The sequence below is a fragment of the Pseudomonas sp. GW823-FHT04A03 genome (assembly GCF_058796615.1).
This window is the reverse complement of the sequence record NZ_JBXAIV010000003.1, coordinates 212,098-235,581: the sequence shown is the minus strand read 5'-3', so window position 1 is coordinate 235,581 and position 23,484 is coordinate 212,098. Positions and strand designations below refer to the sequence as shown.

24 protein-coding genes and 1 tRNA gene are annotated in these 23,484 nt (G+C 60.3%); 15 read left to right on the top strand and 10 right to left on the bottom strand.

Translation table 11 applies throughout. From position 1 onward, the window contains the following. Nucleotides 1–70: 70 nt before the first annotated feature. From AC1Q9F_RS10885 to nadA, 15 genes are all read left to right on the top strand, one after another. Nucleotides 71–817: a YebC/PmpR family DNA-binding transcriptional regulator gene (locus AC1Q9F_RS10885; RefSeq protein ID WP_003227527.1), complete on the top strand. Its 747-nt coding sequence runs from the start codon at nt 71–73 to the stop codon at nt 815–817. Nucleotides 818–918: 101 nt separating this feature from the next. After that, nucleotides 919–1,446 carry a crossover junction endodeoxyribonuclease RuvC gene (ruvC, locus tag AC1Q9F_RS10880; protein WP_007951206.1) on the top strand — a complete coding sequence of 176 codons (528 nt, stop codon included), beginning with the start codon at nt 919–921 and terminating at the stop codon, nt 1,444–1,446. A 114-nt stretch (nt 1,447–1,560) separates the two neighbouring features. After that, complete coding sequence (gene ruvA, locus AC1Q9F_RS10875) at nt 1,561–2,169, top strand: Holliday junction branch migration protein RuvA (RefSeq protein WP_492619937.1); 609 nt, start codon at nt 1,561–1,563, stop codon at nt 2,167–2,169. Beyond that, nucleotides 2,170–3,231, top strand: a complete 1,062-nt coding sequence (gene ruvB, locus AC1Q9F_RS10870) for a Holliday junction branch migration DNA helicase RuvB (RefSeq protein ID WP_085745203.1) — start codon at nt 2,170–2,172, stop codon at nt 3,229–3,231. It abuts the gene before it with no gap. 127 nt (nt 3,232–3,358) lie between these two features. Next, nucleotides 3,359–3,826, top strand: coding sequence for a tol-pal system-associated acyl-CoA thioesterase (gene ybgC / locus AC1Q9F_RS10865; RefSeq protein WP_007951203.1), 468 nt, complete (start codon nt 3,359–3,361; stop codon nt 3,824–3,826). After that, complete coding sequence (gene tolQ, locus AC1Q9F_RS10860) at nt 3,816–4,511, top strand: protein TolQ (RefSeq protein WP_007912733.1); 696 nt, start codon at nt 3,816–3,818, stop codon at nt 4,509–4,511. The genes ybgC and tolQ overlap by 11 nt, the downstream gene beginning before the upstream one ends. A 23-nt stretch (nt 4,512–4,534) precedes the next feature. Beyond that, nucleotides 4,535–4,987, top strand: a complete 453-nt coding sequence (gene tolR / locus AC1Q9F_RS10855) for a protein TolR (RefSeq protein WP_162130475.1) — start codon at nt 4,535–4,537, stop codon at nt 4,985–4,987. Beyond that, nucleotides 4,987–6,066, top strand: a complete 1,080-nt coding sequence (tolA, locus tag AC1Q9F_RS10850; RefSeq protein WP_179693970.1) for a cell envelope integrity protein TolA — start codon at nt 4,987–4,989, stop codon at nt 6,064–6,066. Before tolR ends, tolA begins: the two co-directional genes overlap by 1 nt. Nucleotides 6,067–6,083: 17 nt before the next feature. Next, nucleotides 6,084–7,364, top strand: coding sequence for a Tol-Pal system beta propeller repeat protein TolB (tolB, locus tag AC1Q9F_RS10845; RefSeq protein WP_166742344.1), 1,281 nt, complete (start codon nt 6,084–6,086; stop codon nt 7,362–7,364). Nucleotides 7,365–7,416: 52 nt separating this feature from the next. Next, nucleotides 7,417–7,914: a peptidoglycan-associated lipoprotein Pal gene (pal, locus tag AC1Q9F_RS10840; protein ID WP_003178634.1), complete on the top strand. Its 498-nt coding sequence runs from the start codon at nt 7,417–7,419 to the stop codon at nt 7,912–7,914. 6 nt (nt 7,915–7,920) lie between these two features. Then, a complete protein-coding gene (gene ybgF / locus AC1Q9F_RS10835; RefSeq protein WP_011335639.1) occupies nt 7,921–8,760 on the top strand; it encodes a tol-pal system protein YbgF in 840 nt (279 codons plus the stop codon). 164 nt (nt 8,761–8,924) lie between these two features. Beyond that, nucleotides 8,925–9,572, top strand: a complete 648-nt coding sequence (gene queE / locus AC1Q9F_RS10830; protein ID WP_007951198.1) for a 7-carboxy-7-deazaguanine synthase QueE — start codon at nt 8,925–8,927, stop codon at nt 9,570–9,572. Nucleotide 9,573: 1 nt separating this feature from the next. Further along, nucleotides 9,574–10,266, top strand: coding sequence for a 7-cyano-7-deazaguanine synthase QueC (queC, locus tag AC1Q9F_RS10825; RefSeq protein WP_221397994.1), 693 nt, complete (start codon nt 9,574–9,576; stop codon nt 10,264–10,266). A gap of 63 nt (nt 10,267–10,329) precedes the next feature. Continuing rightward, a tRNA-Lys gene (locus AC1Q9F_RS10820) sits at nt 10,330–10,405 on the top strand. 271 nt (nt 10,406–10,676) lie between these two features. Further along, nucleotides 10,677–11,735 (top strand): quinolinate synthase NadA, encoded by a 1,059-nt coding sequence (gene nadA, locus AC1Q9F_RS10815; RefSeq protein ID WP_492619938.1) that lies wholly within the window; start codon nt 10,677–10,679, stop codon nt 11,733–11,735. A gap of 58 nt (nt 11,736–11,793) precedes the next feature. Here nadA and AC1Q9F_RS10810 read toward each other — a convergent pair whose 3' ends face one another. The 10 genes from AC1Q9F_RS10810 to AC1Q9F_RS10765 all read right to left on the bottom strand — a co-directional run bounded on the left by AC1Q9F_RS10810 (nt 11,794) and on the right by AC1Q9F_RS10765 (nt 23,459). Continuing rightward, entirely contained in the window at nt 11,794–12,282 is a 489-nt protein-coding gene (locus tag AC1Q9F_RS10810; protein WP_007951195.1) for an RDD family protein, read from the bottom strand. Nucleotides 12,283–12,378: 96 nt separating this feature from the next. Then, nucleotides 12,379–12,591, bottom strand: a complete 213-nt coding sequence (locus tag AC1Q9F_RS10805; RefSeq protein ID WP_007951194.1) for a cold-shock protein — start codon at nt 12,589–12,591, stop codon at nt 12,379–12,381. Between the two features lie 404 nt (nt 12,592–12,995). Beyond that, nucleotides 12,996–14,120, bottom strand: a complete 1,125-nt coding sequence (gene gcvT / locus AC1Q9F_RS10800) for a glycine cleavage system aminomethyltransferase GcvT (protein WP_375747771.1) — start codon at nt 14,118–14,120, stop codon at nt 12,996–12,998. A 93-nt stretch (nt 14,121–14,213) separates the two neighbouring features. Beyond that, entirely contained in the window at nt 14,214–15,590 is a 1,377-nt protein-coding gene (locus AC1Q9F_RS10795; RefSeq protein ID WP_085606607.1) for an L-serine ammonia-lyase, read from the bottom strand. Nucleotides 15,591–15,666: 76 nt separating this feature from the next. Continuing rightward, entirely contained in the window at nt 15,667–18,519 is a 2,853-nt protein-coding gene (gcvP, locus tag AC1Q9F_RS10790) for an aminomethyl-transferring glycine dehydrogenase (protein ID WP_492619939.1), read from the bottom strand. 10 nt (nt 18,520–18,529) lie between these two features. Further along, nucleotides 18,530–18,913 carry a glycine cleavage system protein GcvH gene (gcvH, locus tag AC1Q9F_RS10785; RefSeq protein WP_007951190.1) on the bottom strand — a complete coding sequence of 128 codons (384 nt, stop codon included), beginning with the start codon at nt 18,911–18,913 and terminating at the stop codon, nt 18,530–18,532. Nucleotides 18,914–19,219: 306 nt separating this feature from the next. Beyond that, nucleotides 19,220–20,728: a transcriptional regulator GcsR gene (gcsR, locus tag AC1Q9F_RS10780; RefSeq protein WP_492619940.1), complete on the bottom strand. Its 1,509-nt coding sequence runs from the start codon at nt 20,726–20,728 to the stop codon at nt 19,220–19,222. Nucleotides 20,729–20,937: 209 nt separating this feature from the next. Then, nucleotides 20,938–21,300 (bottom strand): DUF5064 family protein, encoded by a 363-nt coding sequence (locus tag AC1Q9F_RS10775; RefSeq protein ID WP_207983750.1) that lies wholly within the window; start codon nt 21,298–21,300, stop codon nt 20,938–20,940. Between the two features lie 62 nt (nt 21,301–21,362). Further along, nucleotides 21,363–22,292 carry a carbamate kinase gene (gene arcC / locus AC1Q9F_RS10770; RefSeq protein WP_492619941.1) on the bottom strand — a complete coding sequence of 310 codons (930 nt, stop codon included), beginning with the start codon at nt 22,290–22,292 and terminating at the stop codon, nt 21,363–21,365. 156 nt (nt 22,293–22,448) lie between these two features. Next, nucleotides 22,449–23,459 (bottom strand): ornithine carbamoyltransferase, encoded by a 1,011-nt coding sequence (locus tag AC1Q9F_RS10765; protein WP_007951186.1) that lies wholly within the window; start codon nt 23,457–23,459, stop codon nt 22,449–22,451. Nucleotides 23,460–23,484: the final 25 nt, after the last annotated feature.

The window sequence follows — 23,484 nt, the reverse complement described above, 5'->3', positions numbered from 1 at the left end:
AAAACAAGATTTTTTTGCCGGCCGATGCACCTGCATGGCGGGCATTGTTCAAGAGAATTCGGAGCGAGTTATGGCAGGTCATTCCAAGTGGGCGAACATCAAGCACCGCAAAGAACGCCAGGATGCCAAGAGAGGCAAGATCTTCACCAAGTGGATCCGCGAACTGACCGTGGCGGCCCGTCAGGGCGGCGGTGATCCGGGCTCCAACCCGCGTCTGCGTCTGGCACTGGACAAGGCGCTGGGCGCCAACATGAGCCGGGACATCATCGACCGTGCCGTGGCCCGTGGCGCCGGCGCGACCGAAGCCGACAACGTTGAAGAATTGACCTACGAAGGTTACGGCCCGGGCGGCGTGGCGGTGATGGTCGAGTGCATGACCGACAACCGCAACCGCACCGCAGCAGCTGTTCGCCACGCGTTCAGCAAGTGTGGCGGCAACCTCGGTACCGACGGCTCGGTAGCCTATCTGTTCGAACGCAAGGGCCAGATCAGCTTTGCACCGGGCGTTGACGAAGACGCACTGACGGAAGCGGCGCTGGAGGCCGATGCCGACGACGTGGTCAGCCACGAAGACGGCTCGATCGACGTGTTCACCTCGTTCACCAGTTTCTACGCGGTACGCAATGCCCTGGAAGCCGCTGGTTTCAAGGGTGATGACGCGGAAATCGTCATGCAGCCGACCACCAGCGCCGAACTGGACCTGGAGGGCGCCGAGAAGGTGCTCAAGCTGATCGACATGCTGGAAGACCTGGACGACGTGCAGAACGTCTACTCCAACGCGGACATTCCGGAAGACGTGGCCGCTCAGCTCGGTTAAGAGCGACTACGATTCAATGTGGGAGATTCCGTGTTTGAGGCTTACCCTCAAGCACGGGATCTCCCACATTTGTTTTTGTGTTTTTTCGAACCAGCAGGCTTATGACTTTAATTCTTGGTATCGACCCCGGTTCGCGCATTACCGGTTACGGCATTGTTCGCGATACCGGACGCGGCGGCTGCATCTATGTCGCCTCGGGTTGTATCCGCACCGGTGCCGGCGAGCTGCATGAGCGGTTGCAGATCGTCTATCGCGGCGTGCGGGAAATCATCCAGACCTACGGCCCGGTCACCATGGGCATTGAAAAAGTGTTCATGGCGAAAAATGCCGATTCGGCGCTCAAGCTCGGGCAGGCCCGCGGAGCCGCTATCGTTGCCGGCGCCGAAGAAAGCCTGGAGATCGCCGAGTACACGGCCACCCAGGTCAAGCAGGCTGTGGTGGGAACTGGCGCTGCCAATAAAGAGCAGGTGCAGATGATGGTCATGCACATGCTCAAGCTGACCAGCAAACCGCAAATCGACGCTTCGGATGCCCTGGCGATTGCCATTTGTCACGCCCACACCCGCTCCAGTCTGTTGCCGCACGGCCTGGGAACGGCACGCAGTCGTGGCGGGCGCCTGCGTCTCTGATAGCATCAGCAGTCAATTTCACGGAATGTGGATTTCGCGCCTGGGTCGTCGGCCGTCAATCCATGTTCTGTCGGTCGCCAGCCCACGGCTGGCCAACGCTCAAGGATCTGAAACGTGATTGGACGCTTGCGCGGCACTCTGGCTGAGAAACAGCCGCCGCACCTGATTCTGGATGTAAACGGCCTCGGGTATGAGCTGGAAGTGCCCATGACCACCCTTTATCGTCTGCCGTCGGTCGGTGAACCGCTGACCTTGCACACCCATTTGGTCGTACGCGAAGACGCGCAGTTACTCTATGGTTTTGCCGGCAAGCGTGAGCGAGACTTTTTTCGCGAGTTGATCCGTCTCAATGGTGTAGGGCCGAAACTGGCCCTGGCCTTGATGTCGAGTCTGGAAGTCGACGAGTTGATCCGCTGCGTGCAGTCCCAGGACACCTCGGCGCTGACCAAGGTGCCGGGCGTGGGCAAGAAAACCGCCGAGCGTCTGCTGGTCGAGCTCAAGGATCGCTTCAAGGCCTGGGAAACCTCGCCGGCCATGTTCGCACTGGTGCCGAACCAGCCGGACGGTCCGGCGCCGATCAATACCGCCGAGAACGATGCGGTCAGCGCGCTGATTTCCCTGGGCTACAAGCCACAGGAAGCGAGCAAGGCGATTTCCGCGATCAAAGAGAAAGGCCTGAGCAGCGAAGACATGATTCGACGCGCCCTGAAGGGAATGATTTAAGTGATTGAAGCTGATCGTCTGATCGCCGCCACGCACAGCCCGCGTGAGCGCGAAGAAGTCCAGGATCGGGCGATACGTCCCGTCAGCCTGGCCGAATACATCGGCCAGCCGACCGTTCGCGAGCAGATGGAACTGTTTATCCAGGCCGCCCGTGGCCGTAGCGAATCCCTCGACCACACCCTGATCTTCGGTCCGCCAGGGCTGGGTAAAACCACGCTGGCCAACATCATCGCTCAGGAAATGGGCGTGTCGATCAAGAGCACTTCCGGCCCGGTGCTGGAGCGTCCGGGTGATCTGGCGGCGCTGTTGACCAATCTTGAACCGCACGACGTGCTGTTCATCGATGAAATCCATCGCCTGTCGCCGATCGTCGAAGAAGTGCTGTACCCGGCGATGGAAGATTTCCAGCTCGACATCATGATCGGTGAAGGACCGGCGGCGCGCTCGATCAAGCTCGATCTGCCGCCGTTCACCCTGGTTGGCGCGACGACGCGGGCGGGCATGCTGACCAACCCGTTGCGTGACCGTTTCGGTATCGTCCAGCGTCTGGAGTTCTACAGCACCGCCGACCTGGCGACGATTGTCAGCCGTTCGGCGAGCATCCTCGGTTTGCCGCTGGATCCGGAGGGTTCTTTCGAAATTGCCCGCCGTGCACGTGGTACGCCGCGAATCGCCAACCGCCTGTTGCGTCGGGTGCGGGATTTCGCCGAAGTCCGGGCCAAGGGGCACATCACCAAGGCTGTCGCGGATCTGGCGCTGAACCTGCTGGATGTCGACGAGCACGGTTTCGATCATCAGGACCGGCGTCTGCTGTTGACCATGATCGAAAAGTTCGATGGCGGTCCGGTGGGTATCGACAGTCTGGCGGCGGCGATCAGCGAAGAACGCCACACCATTGAGGACGTGCTCGAGCCGTATCTGATTCAGCAGGGTTACATCATGCGGACGCCGCGAGGCCGGGTGGTTACCCGCCATGCGTACCTGCATTTTGGTTTAAACATTCCGACACGAATGGGCGAGATGCCCGTGGTAGACGAGTTTCTCGATGCCGTGGACGATTAATACACATTTATTGTCGATTTATTCAGCGTTTGTACTGTCTCAGGACGGTACTTTTGCGGTAAAGCCTTCGAACAATGAAAAACAGTTGCCTGGCCGGATTGGCAACCCGAGGAGTAAGCACTAGAGTATGCGCGCGCAAAACGGGCTTGAGCCGTTCGCACATCGTTGTCGCGTTTATTACGAGGACACCGATGCGGGCGGCATCGTGTATTACGTTAATTACCTCAAGTTTATGGAACGGGCTCGAACCGAGCGGCTCCGGGAGCTGGGCTTTGCCCAGTCGGCGCTGGCAGGGGAGGACCTGTTGTTCGTCGTGCATTCCAGCGAAGCGCGTTATCACGCGCCGGCGCGACTGGACGACGAGCTTCTGGTAAGCGCTGATGTAATCGAATTGAACCGTGCCAGCCTGCGCTTTCGACAGCAGGTCAGGCGGGCAACGGATAATGTGCTGCTCTGCGAAGGGCAGTTTCTGGTGGCCTGTGTGCGCACTAACAGTTTGAAACCCCGGGCCCTTCCCGAAGACCTGCGTGCGGCCTTTGCCGACGCGGTCGGCACGGGTACACACTCAAAGCAGGAGATAAAGCGTGGAAGCTAACGTCGTCGACCATTCCTCCATGTGGAGCCTGGTCAGCAATGCCAGCATCGTGGTGCAGTTGGTAATGTTGACCCTGGTAGCCGCATCGGTGACCTCATGGATCATGATCTTTCAGCGCAGCAACCTGCTGCGCGCCGGTCGACGTGCCCTGGAGAGCTTCGAGGAGCGCTTCTGGTCGGGTATCGACCTGTCCAAACTCTACCGTCAGGCCGGCAGCAATCCGGATCCGGATTCGGGTGTCGAGCAGATCTTCCGTGCCGGCTTCAAGGAGTTCTCCCGTCTGCGTCAGCAGCCAGGTGTCGACCCTGAAGCGGTGATGGAAGGTGTGGCCCGTGCCATGCGCGTCGCCATCTCCCGCGAAGAAGAAAAGCTCGAGCAGAGCCTGCCGTTCCTCGCCACCGTGGGTTCCGTCAGCCCGTACATCGGTCTGTTCGGTACCGTCTGGGGGATCATGAACTCCTTCCGTGGACTGGCCAGCGCCCAACAGGCAACCCTGGCTACCGTGGCTCCCGGCATTGCCGAAGCCCTGATCGCCACCGCGATCGGTCTGTTCGCCGCGATCCCGGCCGTTATCGCTTACAACCGTTTCTCTGCCCGCAGCGAAACCTTGCTGAGCCGCTACTACACCTTCGCCGATGAATTCCAGGCGATCCTGCACCGCAAAGTGCACACCAGCGAAGAATAAGCAGGTATTTCCCGATGGCTTTAATCACTCGAGCCCGACACAAGCGCAAGCCGGTCGCCGAGATGAACGTAGTGCCTTACATCGACGTGATGCTGGTGCTGCTGGTCATCTTCATGGTGACTGCGCCGATGCTCAATCAGGGCGTGAAAGTGGATCTGCCCAAGGTTTCCAGCGAAGCCTTGCCGCAGGACAACAACACCCAGGTGCTGACCATTTCGATCAAGTCGGACAAGACCTATTACTGGAACCTTGGCAGCGAAGTCGACACCGAGAAGCAGCAGGACCGGGCCATGACCCTGCCACAGATGACCGACGCGGTGACCAAGATCATTCGCGCCGGCACTGAAGGCGGCAAGCGTACCCAGGTCTTCATCCGTGGCGACAAGTCCGTCGATTATGGCTCCGTCATGGGCGCCATGGGCGGGTTGCAGAAAGCCGGGGTCGGTAACGTTGGCTTGATCACCGAGGCGCCCTGATGCAGCAACAGCGAGAGCCGTCCGCCTCGGAAAGCTACTTCTGGCCTAGTGTCTGGGCGATTGGCTTGCACGTGCTGGTGTTCGGCATGCTGTTCGTCAGTTTCGCCCTGACCCCGGAGCTGCCGCCGGCCAAGCCGATTGTCCAGGCGACCCTGTACCAGCTGAAATCGAAAAGTCAGGCAACCACCCAGACCAATCAGAAGATTGCGGGTGAGGCGAAGAAATCCGCCGCGCGCCAGACTGAAGTCGAGCAGATGGAGCAGAAAAAGGTCGAGCAGGAAGCGGTGAAGGCTGCGGAACAAAAGAAAGAAGAAGCGGCTCAAAAGGCCGAGGAAGCCAAGAAGGCCGATGAGGCGAAGAAAGCGGACGAGGCGAAGAAGGCTGATGAAGCCAAGAAAGCCGAAGACGCGAAGAAAACCGCCGAAGCCAAGAAGGCAGAAGAGAAACAATTGGCTGATATAGCCAAGAAAAAAGCCGAAGAAGAAGCCAAGAAGGCTGCTGAAGAAGAGGCCAAGAAAGCGGCCGCTGAAGAAGCCAAGAAGAAGATCGTCGAAGACGCGAAGAAGAAAGCCGCCGAAGACGCCAAGAAGAAAGCTGAAGCTGAAGAGGCGAAGAAGAAAGTCGCCGAAGACGCGAAGAAGAAAGCTGCTGCCGATGCTGCGAAGAAGAAAGCGCAGGACGCGGCACGTAAATCCGCCGAAGACAAAAAGGCTCAGGCCCTGGCAGATTTGCTTTCCGACACGCCGCAGCGCCAGCAGGCCTTGGCCGATGAGCAGGGCGATGAAGTCGCGGGCAGTTTCGATGACCTGATTCGTGCGCGGGCAGCGGAAGGCTGGGCACGTCCACCTTCGGCACGCAAAGGCATGACGGTTGTACTGCAGATCGGCATGTTGCCGGACGGTACGGTGACTTCGGTCAGCGTGGCCAAGTCCAGTGGCGACGGTCCGTTCGATGCGTCGGCAGTGGCAGCGGTCAAGAATATTGGACGTTTGACGGAAATGCAGGGAATGAAGCCGAGCGATTTCGCTCCGTATCGTTCATTCAAGATGACATTCACACCTGAGGATCTAGCCTTGTGAGAAACCTTCTTCGAGGAATGCTGGTCGTGATCTGCTGCATGGCAGGGATCGCGATGGCGGATGAAAAGAACATTCTGGTCACCAGCGGCAGCGATCGGGCAACTCCGATCGCCGTCGTACCTTTCGGTTTCCAGGGCGGTGCCGTCCTGCCGGATGACATGGCTGAAATCATTGGTAACGATTTGCGCAACTCGGGCTATTACTCGCCGATTCCAAAGCAAAACATGATCAGCCAGCCAAGCCAGCCGAGCGAAATCATCTTCCGTGACTGGAAGGCGGTGGGCGCGCAATACATGATGGTCGGCAGCATCGTGCCGGCCGGTGGCCGTCTGCAGGTGCAGTGGGCTCTGTTCAACGTCGCCACCGAACAGAAAGTGGCTGACGGCAGTGTGTCGGGTACTACCGAACAGCTGCGCGACATGGCGCACTACATCTCCGATCAGTCGTTCGAAAAACTGACCGGCATCAAAGGTGCATTCTCGACTCGCCTGCTGTACGTCACGGCCGAGCGTTTCTCCGAGAAGAACACCCGTTACACCCTGCAGCGCTCGGACTATGACGGCGCCCGCGCCGTGACCCTGCTGCAGTCGCGCGAGCCGATCCTGTCGCCGCGTTTCGCACCGGACGGCAAGCGTATCGCCTACGTGTCGTTCGAACAGAAGCGTCCGCGCATCTTCATGCAGAACATCGACACCGGTCGCCGCGAACAGATCACCAACTTCGAAGGCCTGAACGGCGCGCCAGCCTGGTCGCCGGACGGCAATCGCCTGGCGTTCGTGTTGTCGAAAGATGGTAACCCGGACATCTACGTGATGAACCTCGGCTCCCGTCAGATCACCCGCGTGACCGCAGGTCCAGGCATCAACACCGAACCGTACTGGGGCAAGGATGGTTCGACCATCTACTTCACCTCCGACCGTGGCGGCAAGCCGCAGATCTACAAGACCAGTGCTGGTGGCGGCGGTGCCGAGCGTGTGACGTTCGTGGGCAACTACAACGCCAACCCCAAGCTTTCGGCGGATGAAAAGACCCTGGTGATGATCCATCGTCAGGACGGTTTCACCAATTTCAAGGTGGCGGCCCAGGATTTGCAGCGCGGAAGTGTAAAAATCCTCACTGATAGCACTCTGGACGAGTCGCCTACTGTTGCGCCCAACGGCACCATGGTAATCTACGCCACCCGCCAGCAGGGCCGGGGAGTCTTGATGCTCGTGTCCATTAATGGACGCGTGAGGCTCCCGCTTCCTACCGCTCAAGGCGAAGTCAGAGAACCGTCCTGGTCCCCTTACCTGAACTGACGCGGCGCTTTACGTTTTACTTAACACACTGGGGTTCATTAGGAGTTTCACGATGGAAATGCTGAAGTTTGGTAAATTTGCTGCGCTGGCTCTGGCCATGGCTGTAGCTGTAGGTTGCTCGTCCAAAGGCGGCGACAACGCCGGTGAAGGCGCTGTTGATCCAAACGCTGGTTACGGCGCAAACACTGGTGCAGTTGACGGTTCCCTGAGCGAAGAAGCTGCTCTGCGCGCAATCACCACCTTCTACTTCGAATACGACAGCTCGGACCTGAAGCCAGAAGCCATGCGCGCTCTGGACGTTCACGCCAAAGACCTGAAAGCAAACGGCGCTCGCGTTGTTCTGGAAGGCAACACCGACGAACGTGGTACTCGTGAGTACAACATGGCACTGGGCGAGCGTCGTGCGAAAGCCGTTCAGCGCTACCTGGTACTGCAAGGTGTTTCCCCAGCTCAGCTGGAACTGGTTTCCTACGGCGAAGAGCGTCCAGTTGCTACCGGCAACGACGAGCAGTCCTGGGCTCAAAACCGTCGCGTCGAACTGCGTAAGTAATTCGATATGCGAACGTGCCGTCGTGCTGTAACTGTTCTGGCTCTCAGCCTCGCGCCGCTTGCGGCGTGGGCTGCGGTTCCTGTGGTCGATGACAACTCCGGTTATAACAATAGCGGGAGCAGTTATCCGCCTGCAGGTTACGGTACGAACGGCGCCTATGCCGGGGGAGCGGCTTCGGCCCCTGCCTCGGCACAAGGCATGCTGTTCAACCAACTGCAACAAATGCAGGATCAACTGTCGCGCCAGCAAGGCGTGATCGAAGAACTGCAGAACCAAGTTTCGCGCATGAAGCAGGAATCCCTGGAGCGATACCAGGATCTTGATCGGCGCATAGGATCCGGCGTTGCACCTGCCGCGACTCCCGAGAATTCTTCTGCCGGTGGCGATGCAAGTGCTGCTGCCGGTGCCGCCGCTGGAGCCGGGGCCGCTGCGGCCGCCCAGGCACCTGCCGCGGGTGGCGAACCGGCTGATCCGGCCAAGGAAAAGCTGTATTACGATGCAGCTTTCGACCTGATCAAGGCCAAGGATTTCGACAAGGCCAGCCAGGCGTTTGCCGCTTTCCTGCGTAAATACCCGAACAGCCAATATGCGGGCAACGCCCAGTACTGGCTGGGTGAAGTGAACCTGGCAAAAGGCGATCTGCAAGGTGCAGGTCAGGCTTTCGCCAAGGTTTCGCAGCTGTATCCCAAGCACGCCAAAGTGCCGGATTCGCTGTACAAGCTGGCTGACGTAGAGCGCCGCCTCGGTCATACCGACAAGGTCAAAGGCATTCTGCAGCAGGTGGTGGCCCAGTATCCGGGCACGTCCGCCGCTCAGTTGGCCCAGCGCGATCTGCAACGCATGTAACAGCTTTGACCCGTTTGGAAGAAACCCGCGCTTGTCGCGGGTTTTTTCGTTAGAATTCACGCCCTTTTATGAAACACGCTTCTGGTGATCTACGCGTTGGCGGGGTTGCCTGAAGTGCCTGACGGAGGCGGACAGCCTGTTTAGCTGTTACGCCCGTGGCGACTATGCAAGACACATTGAGAATCACCGAAGTTTTCTACTCGTTGCAGGGGGAAACGCGGACTGCCGGGCTGCCCACTGTTTTTGTGCGCCTGACCGGTTGCCCATTGCGTTGCCAATACTGCGACAGCGCCTACGCGTTCAGCGGTGGCACGATCCGTACCCTCGACGACATCCTTGAGCAAGTGGCCGGCTTTCGCCCGCGCTACGTCTGCGTCACTGGCGGTGAGCCGTTGGCACAACCCAATGCCATCCCTTTGCTCAAGCAGTTGTGCGATGCCGGCTACGAAGTCTCGCTGGAAACCAGCGGCGCCCTCGACATCTCGGCGGTCGATCCGCGGGTCAGTCGGGTGGTCGACCTGAAAACGCCAGACTCCAAAGAAGCCCATCGCAACCGTTACGAGAACATCGAACTGCTGACGCCCAACGATCAGGTGAAGTTTGTCATCTGCTCGCGGGAGGACTATGACTGGGCGGTATCGAAGCTGATCCAGTACGGTCTCGAGCGACGTGCAGGTGAAGTGCTGTTTTCCCCAAGTCACCATGACCTGAACGCTCGGGATCTGGCGGACTGGGTGGTGGCGGATAACCTGCCAGTGCGCCTGCAACTGCAGCTGCATAAATATCTATGGAATGATGAGCCGGGGCGCTGAGATGACTGAACAACTGAACACTAGCGAAAAACGTGCGGTAATCCTGCTGTCGGGTGGTCTGGACTCGGCCACTGTCGTGGCCATGGCCCGCGCTGAAGGTTACGCCTGCTATACCATGAGTTTCGATTACGGTCAGCGTTCCCACGCCGAACTGCATGCCGCTGCTCGCGTTGCCCGCGATCTGGGTGTGGTCGAGCACAAGGTGATCGGCCTGAACCTGAACGGCATGGGCGGTTCGGCCCTGACCGACACCAGCATCGATATCCCGGAAGAGCTGGGCGAAGGTATCCCGGTGACTTACGTGCCCGCACGCAACACGGTTTTCCTGTCGCTGGCTCTCGGCTGGGCTGAAGTGCTCGGTGCCCGTGACATCTTTATCGGCGTCAACGCGGTCGATTACTCCGGTTACCCGGATTGCCGTCCCGAGTTCATCGAGTCGTTCGAGCGCATGGCCAATCTGGCTACCAAGGCCGGTGTGGAAGGCAATGGTTTCCGCATCCAGGCACCGCTGCAGAACCTGAGCAAGGCGCAGATCGTCCAGGCGGGCGTGAAGCTTGGCGTTGATTACGGGCTGACTGTTTCCTGCTATCAAGCCGACGATGACGGCCGCGCTTGCGGCAAATGCGACAGCTGCCGACTGCGTGCAGAAGGCTTCGCGGCGGCCGGAATCAGCGACCCGACACCTTATTTTTGATTATTTTCAAATTAGGTGTTGAATAGTCCTTAAAAATCAGTATTATACGCGCCACCACACAGCGGGTCGTTAGCTCAGTTGGTAGAGCAGTTGGCTTTTAACCAATTGGTCGTAGGTTCGAATCCCACACGACCCACCATATTTAGCGGTTTAGAAAATCCGGAAGGCCCACGAAAGTGAGGATTTCCGGGTTTTTTTTTGCCTGCGATTCGGGCATCCCTCCCTTCGTTTCTTCCTGCCGTGACGCAGGTCAGAATCATCTTTTGTATCAACGGGATATTCTGTAGCCTTGCGCAGCTTCAATGCTGTCCGTGCCTGATAATACTCACTCTCCCGGCGGTACCCTCAAGCGGTCCGGAGCCGGGTGTATACTCGACTTTCGCGCGAATGCGCCTGCAGGTCTTGCGAACATGACGCAGATTTCCGAACGCCTTCTGGTACAAGCCCACCTCGACGCCAAGCAGCCCAAGCCGCTGACGGCCGAGGAAGAGGCTTATTACCGTTCCGCCATCGCCGCCGAGCTCAAGGCTCAGGACGCGGTGCTGGTTGCCCACTTTTATTGCGATCCGATCATCCAGGCCCTCGCCGAAGAAACCGGCGGTTGCGTGTCCGATTCCCTGGAAATGGCCCGCTTCGGCAACGCCCATCCGGCCAAGACCGTAGTGGTTGCCGGCGTGAAATTCATGGGCGAGACCGCGAAGATTCTCAACCCTGAAAAACGCGTGCTGATGCCGACCCTGGAAGCGACCTGCTCGCTGGATCTGGGTTGCCCGGTGGACGAGTTCTCGGCGTTCTGCGATCAGCATCCGGAGCGCACCGTGGTGGTGTATGCGAACACCTCGGCCGCCGTCAAAGCCCGCGCCGACTGGGTGGTGACCTCCAGTTGCGCACTGGAAATCGTCGAGAGCCTGATGGACAACGGCGAAACCATTATCTGGGGCCCGGACAAGCACCTGGGTACCTACATCCAGCGTCAGACCGGCGCCGACATGCTGCTCTGGGACGGTGCCTGCATCGTTCACGAAGAGTTCAAGTCCAAGCAGCTGGAAGACATGAAAGCGCTGTACCCGGACGCCGCCATTCTGGTGCATCCGGAGTCGCCGACCTCGGTGATCGAGCTGGCGGACGCCGTCGGTTCCACCAGTCAGCTGATTGCCGCCGCTCAATCGCTGCCGAACAAGACCCTGATCGTCGCCACCGATCGCGGCATCTTCTACAAGATGCAGCAGCTGTGCCCGGACAAGGTCTTCATCGAGGCGCCAACCGCCGGTAACGGCGCGGCGTGCCGCAGTTGCGCACATTGCCCGTGGATGGCCATGAATACCCTTGAGCGCACGCTGAAGTGCTTGAAGGAGGGCTCGAACGAGATCTTCATCGACCCGGCGCTGATCCCGCAGGCGATTCGTCCGCTCAAACGCATGCTCGATTTCACTCAGGCAGCGCGGCTGAAGCTGGCCGGCAACGCCTGACCTTGAGCCACAAACAAAAACGCCCCGATTGGATCGGGGCGTTTTTGCATCTGCAGGATTATTTGGCTTTCTTCGGGATTCGCACGAGCTGCGTGTCGGAGTAGATGTCATGCCAGGCGCGTTTCTGTTTGTCGAACAGTGACCAGAAGAACCCCAGGCCCAGGCAGAGCCACGATGCAATCGACACCATGAACCGCAGCAACGCCTGCCACAGGCTGATTGCAGTGCCATCAGCGTTCTGCACGCGAATGCCCCACACTTGCATGCCCAGGGTCTGACCTGCGTGGGTCCAGAATTTGGCAAAGAAGCCAAACAGCACCAACAGCAACACCGTGGAGTACAGCGGATCGCCATCCAGTTGCCCGGCGTCGGTCAGAACCCGCAGACGCTCTTCACCGATGATCGCGGCCTGAATCATCTTGTAGACGCCACCGGTCACAATTAGCAGGGCAGTGCACAGCAGAAAGTCATAGAACATCGCTGCCAGACGACGGCCCAGGCCGACGGCGGGGAAATCGCCCTGGGGAGTGAGCAGGTGTTTCGACATGGCAGCCTCTGGACAGGAAGTGAAGCGCCATTTTACGGATTTGCGCCCACAAAAAAGCCCCTGATATCAATATCAGGGGCTTTTTCGTAACAGAAATCAGGCTTCTGCGATGACTTCGTCAGCTTGCATGCCTTTCTGGCCTTGCACTGCAACGAAGGTCACTTTCTGGCCTTCTTTCAGGCTCTTGAAGCCGTTGCCCTGAATGGCGCGGAAATGCACGAACAGATCCGGACCGCTTTCTGGAGTGATAAAACCAAAACCTTTCTCGTCGTTAAACCACTTGACGGTACCGCTCTGACGTGTGGACATTTCTTATTTCCTTTGACGCATAAATTGATGACAGTCTCTTTCTCATGAAAGAGTACTGGGGCTGGTTGCAGGAGAGTAAGAAGACGTCGAACGGGATGTAGCTAACTTGTAGGCTACTGCCCAGGTCACGATTCCAAGCTGACCCATGCAAACACAGTGGACAAACTCTACGCCAACTACGGGAGGAAAAACAAGCCCTGTGAAGGCCCCGGTTTTCCTGCGCTTGCTGGCACTTAGTCGGTCCACTAGTCCGGCTTATTCGATTGGCTTGTTCAATTGTTTTCGAACGTTATAAGCCAAGTTCATATTCGAATCGAATGTAAACAGAGTGCACTGTTTTATGGCGATTGCGTTACACATTAGTGCACGCATAACGCAATCGCGTTACTTATAGAAACAGTCAATCAACCACGATAGTAGCGTTGTGGAACAAATGGCATTTTGCTTACAAGCAATGGCACCTTTTTCCCACGAACAATCGCCCAAACTGGCGTGTCGAGCGCGACGTAGGCGCTGTCCAGGTAACCCATGGCCAGCGGGCCGCCCAGGGTCGGGCCGAAACCGCCGCTGCACACGCTGCCGACGATTTCGCCCGCTTCGTTGACGATCTCTGCACCTTCACGGACCGGCGTACGCTCTTGCGGCAGCAGGCCGACGCGTTTGCGCTGAACGCCGTTTTGCTGTTGGGCGAAGACCTGTTCTGCACCCGGGAAACCACCGGCACGCGCACCGTCGGCACGCCGAGGCTTGGAGATCGCCCACAGCAGGCTGGCTTCGATCGGGGTGGTCTCGGTGTTCATGTCGTGGCCATACAGGCACAGGCCGGCTTCCAGGCGCAGCGAGTCACGGGCGCCGAGGCCGATGGCGGCGACTTCCGGTTCGGCCAGCAGGGCGCGGGCGAGTTTTTCCGCGTCGGCTGCCGGAACCGAGATTTCGAAACCGTCTTCACCGGTGTAGCCCGAACGGCTGACAAAGCAGTCGACGCCCAGCAGCTTCACGCGGGTGAATTGCATGAAAGTCATTTTCGCCACTTCCGGCGCCAGGCGCGCCAGCACGGTCACGGCGGCCGGGCCTTGCAGGGCGAGCAGGGCGCGTTCTTCGAACAGCTGCTCGATCTTGCATTGATCGCCGATGTGTTTTTGCAGATGGGCCAGGTCCTGGTCCTTGCACGCGGCGTTGACCACCAGGAACAGTTCGTCGTTGCCCAGGTTGGCGACCATCAGGTCATCGAGGATGCCGCCGGTTTCATTGGTGAACATCGCGTAGCGCTGCATGCCGACCGGCAGGTCGATGATGTCCACCGGCACCAGGGTTTCCAGGGCTTTGGCGGCATTGGCGCCGGTCAGACGGATCTGGCCCATGTGCGAGACATCGAACAGCCCGGCCTGCTCACGGGTGTGCTGGTGTTCTTTCATCACGCCCAGCGGGTATTGCACCGGCATGTCGTAGCCGGCGAACGGCACCATGCGGGCGCCGAGTTCGATGTGCAGAGCGTGCAGCGGGGTTTTCGACAGTTGTTCGGTGGACATGCGTGACTCCTTGATTCACACCAACCCTCTCCCGGAGGGAGAGGGGGCCAGTTTTGTGTTCTCTCCCAAAGGGAGAGCGAGTTTATGGCGCGATCAGCACTCGATAATGTTGACCGCCAGACCGCCACGGGCGGTCTCCTTGTATTTGCTTTTCATGTCGGCGCCGGTCTGGCGCATGGTGCGGATGACCTTGTCGAGGGAGACGAAATGCTGCCCGTCTCCGCGCATGGCCATGCGCACGGCGTTGATCGCCTTGACCGAGCCCATGGCATTGCGCTCGATGCACGGCACCTGCACCAGCCCGCCAATCGGGTCGCAGGTCAGGCCGAGGTTGTGTTCCATGCCGATTTCGGCGGCGTTTTCCACTTGCTGAACGCTGCCACCGAGTACTTCGCACAACGCACCGGCCGCCATCGAGCAGGCCACGCCGACCTCGCCCTGACAGCCGACTTCGGCGCCGGAGATCGAGGCGTTTTCCTTGTACAGAATGCCGATGGCCGCGGCGGTGAGCAGGAAGCGCACCACGCCGTCATCGTTCGCTCCGGGAATGAAGCGCATGTAGTAATGCAGCACCGCCGGGATGATCCCCGCCGCGCCGTTGGTCGGTGCCGTGACCACGCGCCCGCCGTTGGCGTTTTCTTCGTTGACGGCCAAGGCGTAGAGGTTGACCCAGTCCAGTACCGACAGCGGATCGCGCAGCGACGATTCCGGGTTCTTGCACAGTTGCCGATGCAACGCTGCCGCCCGCCGCTTGACCTTCAAACCGCCCGGCAGGATGCCCTCGTTGCGACAGCCGGCGGCCACGCAGTCCTGCATCACTTGCCAGATTTTCAGCAGACCGGCGCGGGTTTCCGCTTCCGGGCGCCAGGCGCTTTCATTGGTCAGCATCACCTGGCTGATCGACAGACCATAGGTGGCGCAGTGACCGAGCAAGTCCTTGGCACTTTTGAACGGGAAGGTCAGCGGCGTGGCGTCTTCGACGATGCGGTCGGCGCCGGCCGCGTCTTCGTCGACCACAAAACCGCCGCCGACCGAGTAGTACTCGCGGCTGCGGATCTGCAATCCCGCCGCATCGAAGGCACGGAAGATCATGCCGTTGGGGTGATAGGCCAACGGCTTGCGGATCATTGCCAGGTGTTCTTTCTCGTTGAACGCAATGCTGTGTTCGCCGAGCAGGTTCAAACGCCCGTTGCCACGAATCTCCGAGAGACGGGCGGCGACGGTTTCAGTATCCACGGTGTCCGGGTGTTCACCTTCCAGGCCCAGCAGCACGGCCTTGTCGCTGCCGTGGCCCTTGCCGGTGGCGCCGAGGGATCCATACAACTCGACCCTGACGCTGGTGGTGGCCGACAACAGGTTTTCCCGACGCAGCCCTTCGACGAAGCGCGCGGCTGCGCGCATCGGGCCGACGGTGTGGGAGCTGGAGGGGCCGATGCCAATCTTGAACAGGTCGAACACGCTTAACGACATGGTTGTTCTCCGGTTTCTTGTTATAGGCACATCAGGCACGCATGTAAGGGGGCGGGCGAACCCGCCCCCTTACAGGTCAAGCGTAGCTTTCGATCGACGGGCAGGCGCAGACCAGGTTGCGGTCGCCGAACACGTTGTCGACGCGACCGACCGGCGGCCAGTACTTGCCTTCGATCAACGACGCCACCGGGTACACCGCTTGCTCGCGGCTGTACGGGTGAGTCCACTCGCCGACCAGCTCTGCAGCGGTGTGCGGAGCGTTCTTCAGCGGGTTGTCGTCCTTGTCCAGGGTGCCGTTTTCCACCGCGCGGATTTCTTCGCGGATGCGGATCATGGCGTCGCAGAAGCGGTCCAGTTCTTCCTTGGATTCGCTTTCGGTCGGCTCGATCATCAGCGTGCCGGCTACCGGGAACGACATGGTCGGGGCGTGGAAGCCGAAGTCGATCAGGCGCTTGGCCACGTCATCAACGCTGATGCCGCTGCTGTCTTTCAGCGGGCGCAGATCCAGGATGCACTCGTGCGCCACCAGACCGTTGCTGCCGGTGTACAGCACTGGGTAGTGCTCTTCCAGGCGACGGGAAATGTAGTTGGCATTGAGGATCGCCAGCTGCGAAGCGCGCTTCAGACCTGCGCCACCCATCATGCGAATGTACATCCAGGTGATCGGCAGAATGCTCGCGCTGCCGAACGGTGCTGCGCAGACCGCGCCTTCCTTGCGTTCCATGTGACCGTGGCCCGGCAGGAACGGGGTCAGGTGCGATTTCACGCCGATCGGGCCGACGCCCGGGCCGCCACCGCCGTGCGGAATGCAGAAAGTCTTGTGCAGGTTCAGGTGCGAGACGTCGCCGCCGAACTTGCCCGGTGCGCAGAGGCCAACCATCGCGTTCATGTTGGCGCCGTCGATGTACACCTGGCCGCCGTTGTCATGAATGATGCCGCAGATTTCGCGGATGCCTTCTTCGAACACGCCGTGGGTCGACGGGTAAGTGATCATCAGCGCCGCGAGGTGTTCGCGGTGCTCGATGGCCTTGGCGCGCAGGTCTTCGATGTCCACGTTGCCACGGGCGTCGCACGCGGTCACGACCACACGCATGCCGGCCATGTTGGCAGTCGCCGGGTTGGTGCCGTGGGCGGACGACGGGATCAGGCAGATGTCGCGACGGTCTTCGCCACGGCTCTGGTGATAGGCGCGGATCGCCAGCAGACCTGCGTACTCACCTTGGGAACCGGCGTTCGGTTGCAGCGAGATCGCGTCGTAACCGGTGGCGGCGCAAAGCATCGCTTCCAGTTCGTCGGTCAGTTGCTGGTAACCGGCACTTTGCTCGGCCGGGGCGAACGGGTGCAGGGCGCCGAATTCGGCCCAGGTCACCGGGATCATTTCGCTGGCGGCGTTGAGTTTCATGGTGCACGAGCCCAGCGGGATCATGGTGCGATCCAGTGCCAGGTCCTTGTCCGCCAGTTTGCGCAGGTAGCGCATCAGCTCGGTTTCCGAGTGATAACGGTTGAACACCGGGTGGCTGAGGATCGGCGACTGACGAACCAGTGCGGCTGGAATCGTGCTTTGCGCGGCAGCAGCCAGAGCAGCGAAATCCGGCAGAGCCTTGCCGTCGGCGAACAGGCCCCACAGGGTTTCGATGTCGGCCTGGGTGGTGGTTTCGTCGACCGACAGGCCCAGACGCTGGGCGTCGATCACACGCAGGTTGATCTGTTGGGCGCGAGCCTTGTCGTGCAGCGCGGCAGTTTGCGCGCCGGTGGCCAGGGTCAGGGTGTCGAAGAAGCTGGTTTGCTCGACGGTCACGCCCAGTGCGCCCAGGCCCTTGGCCAGGATCGCGGTCAGGTGATGCACGCGGTTGGCGATCTGGGTCAGGCCTTTCGGGCCGTGATACACGGCGTACATGCTGGCGATGTTGGCCAGCAGCACTTGTGCGGTGCAGATGTTCGACGTGGCTTTCTCGCGGCGGATGTGTTGCTCGCGGGTCTGCATCGCCAGACGCAGGGCCGGTTTGCCGAAACGGTCAACCGAAACACCGACCAGACGGCCCGGCATGTCGCGCTTGAACGCATCTTTGGTGGAGAAGTAAGCCGCGTGCGGGCCACCGAAGCCCAGCGGAACGCCGAAACGTTGGGCGCTGCCGATGGCCACGTCGGCGCCGAACTCGCCCGGCGGGGTCAGCAGGGTCAGGGCCAGCAGGTCAGCGGCCACGGCGACCAGTGCGTTGGCGGCGTGGAAGCGTTCGGTCAGTTCGCGGTAGCCGAACACATCACCGTTGCTCGCCGGGTATTGCAGCAGCGCGCCGAAAAACGGCGTCACGTCGGTCAGCTCGCGCTCATCGCCCACGACCACGTCGATGCCCAGTGGCTCGGCACGGGTGCGCAGCACGTCGAGGGTTTGCGGGTGGCTGTGGATCGAGGCGAAGAACTGGTGGCTGCCCTTGTTCTTGCTCAGGCGTTTGCAGAAGGTCATGGCTTCGGCAGCGGCGGTGGCTTCGTCGAGCAGGGAAGCGTTGGCGATCGGCAGGCCGGTGAGGTCGCTGATCAGGGTCTGGAAGTTCAGCAGCGCTTCGAGACGGCCTTGGGAAATTTCTGGCTGGTACGGGGTGTAAGCGGTGTACCAGGCCGGGTTTTCCAGCAGGTTGCGCAGGATCGGCGACGGCGTGTGGCAGTTGTAGTAGCCCTGGCCGATGTAGGTCTTGAACAGCTGGTTCTTGCCGGCAATGCCTTTGATCATCGCCAGGGCATCGGCTTCGCTCAGGCCGTCGTCGAGGCCGAGCACGCTGGTGCCCTTGATGCTTTCCGGGATGACGCTGGCGCTCAGGGCTTCGAGCGAGTCGAAGCCGAGGCTGTTGAGCATGGCTTGCTCGTCACCGGCGCGTGGGCCGATGTGACGGGCGATGAATTCGTTGGTGGTGCCGAGATTAACTTGGGTCATGTCAGATTCCTCAGGCTTCGGCTTGGGCTTTGATCAGGCGGTCGTAGGCGTCCTGATCCAGCAGCTTGGCGACGGCCGATGCGTCGGCTGGCTTGAAGCGGAAGAACCAGCCTTCGCCCAGCGGATCTTCGTTGACCAACTCAGGGCTGTCTTCCAGGGCCGGGTTGGTGGCCAGGACTTCACCGTCCAGTGGCATGTAAACGCCGCTGGCGGCTTTTACCGATTCCACAGTGGCGGCTTCGGCGCCTTTTTCGTACGCCTGCAATTCAGGCAGTTGCACGAACACCACGTCGCCCAGGGCGTTCTGCGCGAAAGCGGTGATGCCAACGGTGACAGAACCATCGGCTTCGGCGCGCAGCCATTCGTGATCTTCAGTAAAACGCAACTCGCTCATGGAATCTCCTAGGGGCCAGACTCGTCTGGTGGACGCGGTGGAATACTCGGGCGGCAATGCCCTGATTTTATGAGCGGTTACTTAGCAAGAACGCGGCCAACGTAAAAATATCGTTATAAATCAATGGTTTGATTGATTATCGGGCAAGCGCGAATACGTTAGCTGTAGCGAAATCGCTACAGCGTGGGGCGAAGAAAAAAGCTGAACCGGATCAAAGCCTTGCACAGCGGTGATCGGAGGAGGGTGTAGCGATATCGTTCCGCTGTAGCGCTTTCAGTACAGATGGAGGTCGCTTTTGGGGCGGTGTCAGGCTTTGCCCGGAATTCCGTACTTGCGCAGCCGATGGGCAATCGCGGTGTGCGAGGTTTGCAGACGGCTGGCCAGTTGGCGGGTCGAGGGATAGCTGACGTAGAGTTTTTCCAGTAGCGATTTCTCGAAGGCTTCGACGGCTTCTTCGAGGCTGTCGACGTCGGTGTCGGTCTGGCGTGCTACCGAGGTGCCGGCGATGTCGAGATCGCCGATGTCCACCAGGCTGCTTTCGCAGATCGCGGCGGCGCGGAAGATCACGTTCTGCAATTGCCGCACGTTGCCTGGCCAGCGGTTGCCGAGCAGTGCCGGGTAAGTGCCCGGGGCGAGGCGGCAGACCGGGCGCTGGATCTGCGCGCAGGCCTGCTGCATGAAATAGCGCGCCAGCAACAGAATGTCCTGACCGCGCTCGCGCAGCGGCGGCACTTCGACGTTGAGCACGTTGAGGCGGTAGAACAGGTCTTCGCGGAACAGGCCTTCGCTGACCATTTTTTCCAGGTCGCGGTGGGTGGCGCTGAGGATCCGTACGTTGACCTTCACCTCACGATCGCCACCGACCCGACGGAAGCTGCCGTCGTTGAGAAATCGCAGCAGTTTGGCCTGCAAGTACGGCGACATCTCGCCGATCTCATCGAGGAACACCGTGCCCTGGTTGGCCAGTTCCATCAGCCCCGGTTTGCCGCCGCGTTGTGCGCCGGTAAAGGCGCCGGGGGCGTAGCCGAACAGTTCGCTCTCGGCGAGGTTCTCCGGCAGGGCCGCGCAGTTCAGTGCGAGGAATGGCGCACTGTGCCGGGCGCTGATGGCGTGGCAGGCGCGGGCCACCAGTTCCTTGCCGGTGCCGGTTTCGCCCTGGATCAGCAGCGGCGCATCGAGGGCCGCGACGCGTTGGGCGCGGGCCTTGAGGGTGCGGATTGGCGGCGATTCGCCGAGCAGCGCATCAAAGCCTTCGGCATGGTCGTGGTGCAGCGCCGAGAGTTGTTCGCCGATTCGGTTCGGTTGATACAGGGTCAGCAGGGCCCCGGCGTCGGTGATCGGCGTGGCTTCGAGCAACAGGGTCTGACCGTTTACGGTGATTTCCCGCAGCGGCAGTCGGAAGCCTTGTTCGAGCAGGGTTTCGAGCAGGCCCGGATCGTTGAACAGTTCCGAGACGCTTTCGCCCGCCGGCTCGCGACCGTACAAGGCTATCAACGCCGGGTTGGCCAGCAGCACCTTGCCGGCGCTGTCCAGTGCCAGTACCGGGTCGGTCATCGCCGCGAGCAAGGCGTCGAGCTGCAAGTGCCGACGCTGGCCGGGGAGGATGTCGACCACCACCACGGCTTCTACGCCACGTACCCGGAACAACGCATCTTTGAGTTCTTCGAGCACTTGCGGGCTGAGGGTCGGGGCGTCGATGTAGACGTTCGGCGGGACCATTTCCACCGCATCCAGATTGAGATTGCGCCCACCGAGCAGGGCCAGGACTTCCTGGGTGATGCCGACGCGGTCGATGAAGCTGACGTGGATACGCATGGGGCGGTTCTGGGTTCTGGAGTGCGGAGGGGGGCAAGTATGCCTTGGGGCGGGGAAATGGTGAAACCGGGCGCGTTCTTTCGCTGGATACATACCCTTGTGGGAGCGAGCTTGCTCGCGAATGCGGTGTATCAGCAATGAAGATATGAACTGACAGAGCGCTTTCGCGAGCAAGCTCGCTCCCACAGGGGGAATGTGGTGAGTTCGGGTTACTCGAAATGCTCGGGATTGACCGGATCCCCGGATTGCATATTCAACTGCTTGCGGATGTCTTCAAACATCAAGTCGTAATGCTTGTGCACCGAGCCGATCTGGCTGTGCGCCTTGGGAATTCCGTATTTCTCGGCGATCCGGGTCACGTCGCGGGCGAAGTTGTAGGCCTCTTCCTTGGGCAGGAAAAACGTTTCCTTCATGTCCTTGCCCTGCATGCTGCCGTGCAGGGTGAACTGTATCCCTTTGCCTTTCTGAGGATCGGTGAACACTTCATAGTCGAGGTGCACGTTGTAATTGACGTCATCGTCAGTCAACGCGTGGCGCTCGATGTGCAAGCGGCCGGGTTCGAACTGGGCCATGGTTTTCTCCTTTCAAGGCATGGGAGAAGGGCAGACCTGAGGTCTGCCCCCGGAGTTTCTTTTTATCGGTAGGTGATGCCCGGCGCTGCCGTGCTGACCCGCGTACCGGCGGTGCCCTGGACGATGGCTTCGATGTCCGAGAGCGAACCGATCACCGCGACCTTGCCAGTATGGCGCGCAAATTCGCAGGCTGCCTGCACCTTCGGCCCCATGGAGCCGGCGGCGAAGCCCAGGCGTTCGAGTTCGTCCGGGTGGGCCTGGGCGATGGCTTTCTCGGTCGGTTTTTTGAAGTCGATGTACGCCGCGTTGACGTCGGTGGCGATCACCAGCAAGTCCGCTTCCAGTTGTTCGGCCAGCAGCGCCGAGCACAGGTCCTTGTCGATCACCGCTTCGATGCCTTGCAGCTTGCCGTGTGCGCCATACATGGTCGGGATGCCGCCACCACCGGCGCAGATCACGATGCTGCCCTTGTCCAGCAGCCACTTGATCGGGCGGATTTCGAAGATGCGTTTCGGCCGGGGACTGGCCACCACGCGGCGGAACTTGTCGCCGTCCGGGGCAATTGCCCAGCCTTTTTCTGCGGCGAGTTTTTCCGCTTCGGCCTTGTCGTAGACCGGGCCGATCGGTTTGGTCGGGTTCTTGAAGGCCGGGTCGTTGGCGTCGACTTCGACCTGGGTGAGCAGGGTGGCGAACGGGACTTCGAAGTCCAGCAGGTTGCCCAGTTCCTGTTCGATGATGTAGCCGATCATGCCTTCGGTTTCGGCACCGAGCACGTCCAGCGGGTAAGGGGTGACAGAGGTGTAGGCCGCTGCCTGCAACGACAGCAGGCCGACTTGCGGGCCATTGCCGTGGGCGATGACCAGTTGATTGCCGGGATGGATCTTGGCGATTTGCTCGGTGGCGATGCGGATGTTGGCGCGCTGGTTGTCAGCGGTCATCGGCTCACCACGGCGGAGCAGGGCGTTACCGCCCAGAGCTACGACGATACGCATGGTGCATGTCCTTTTCGTGTTGATCGTTCCCACGCTCCGCGTGGGAATGCCGCCACGGACGCTCCGCGTCCGCTGTGACGCAGAGCGTCACGGGATGCATTCCCACGCAGGAGCGTGGGAACGATCATGTGGGGAACGATCAGCGCAAGAGGCCAGTTACAGATCAGCCAAAGTCGACACCAGAATCGCCTTGATGGTGTGCATGCGGTTTTCCGCTTGCTCGAAGGCGATGCAGGCAGGCGACTCGAACACGTCGTCGGTCACTTCGATGCCGTTTTTCAGGTGCGGATACTGTTCGGCGATCTGTTTGCCGACCTTGGTATCGCTGTTGTGGAACGCCGGCAGGCAGTGCATGAACTTGGTGCGCGGGTTGCCGGTGGCTTTCATCAGCTCGGCGTTGACCTGATACGGCAGCAGTTGCTGAATACGCTCAGCCCAGGCTTCCACCGGCTCGCCCATCGATACCCACACGTCGGTGTGGATGAAGTCCACGCCTTTGACCGCAGCTTTCGGGTCTTCGGTCAGGGTGATGCGGGCGCCGCTTTCCTCTGCGTATTTTTTGCAGCGATCCACCAGATCGTCGTGGGGCCACAGTGCTTTCGGCGCGCAGATGCGCACGTCCATGCCGAGTTTGGCGCCGACCAGCAGCAGCGAATTGCCCATGTTGTTGCGGGCGTCGCCCAGGTAGGCGTAGCTGATCTCGTGGATCGGCTTGTCGGCGTGCTCACGCATGGTCAGCACGTCGGCGATCATCTGGGTCGGGTGATATTCATCGGTCAGGCCGTTGAACACCGGCACGCCAGCGAACTTGGCCAGCTCTTCGACGATTTCCTGCTTGAAGCCACGGTACTCGATGGCGTCGTACATGCGACCCAGCACGCGGGCTGTGTCTTTCATGCTTTCTTTGTGGCCGATCTGCGAAGAGTTCGGGTCGATGTAGGTGACGTTGGCGCCCTGGTCATAAGCGGCGACTTCGAACGCGCAACGGGTGCGGGTCGAGGTTTTTTCGAAGATCAGGGCGATGTTGTTGCCCTTCAGGTGTTGCTGCTCGGTACCGGTGTATTTGGCGCGCTTGAGGTCGCGGGACAGATCGAGCAGGTAACGCAGCTCACGTGGGGTGTGGTGTTCCAGGCTGAGCAGGTTACGGTTGTGAATGTTGAACGCCATGATGATTCTCCTTGGATTCGGTAAT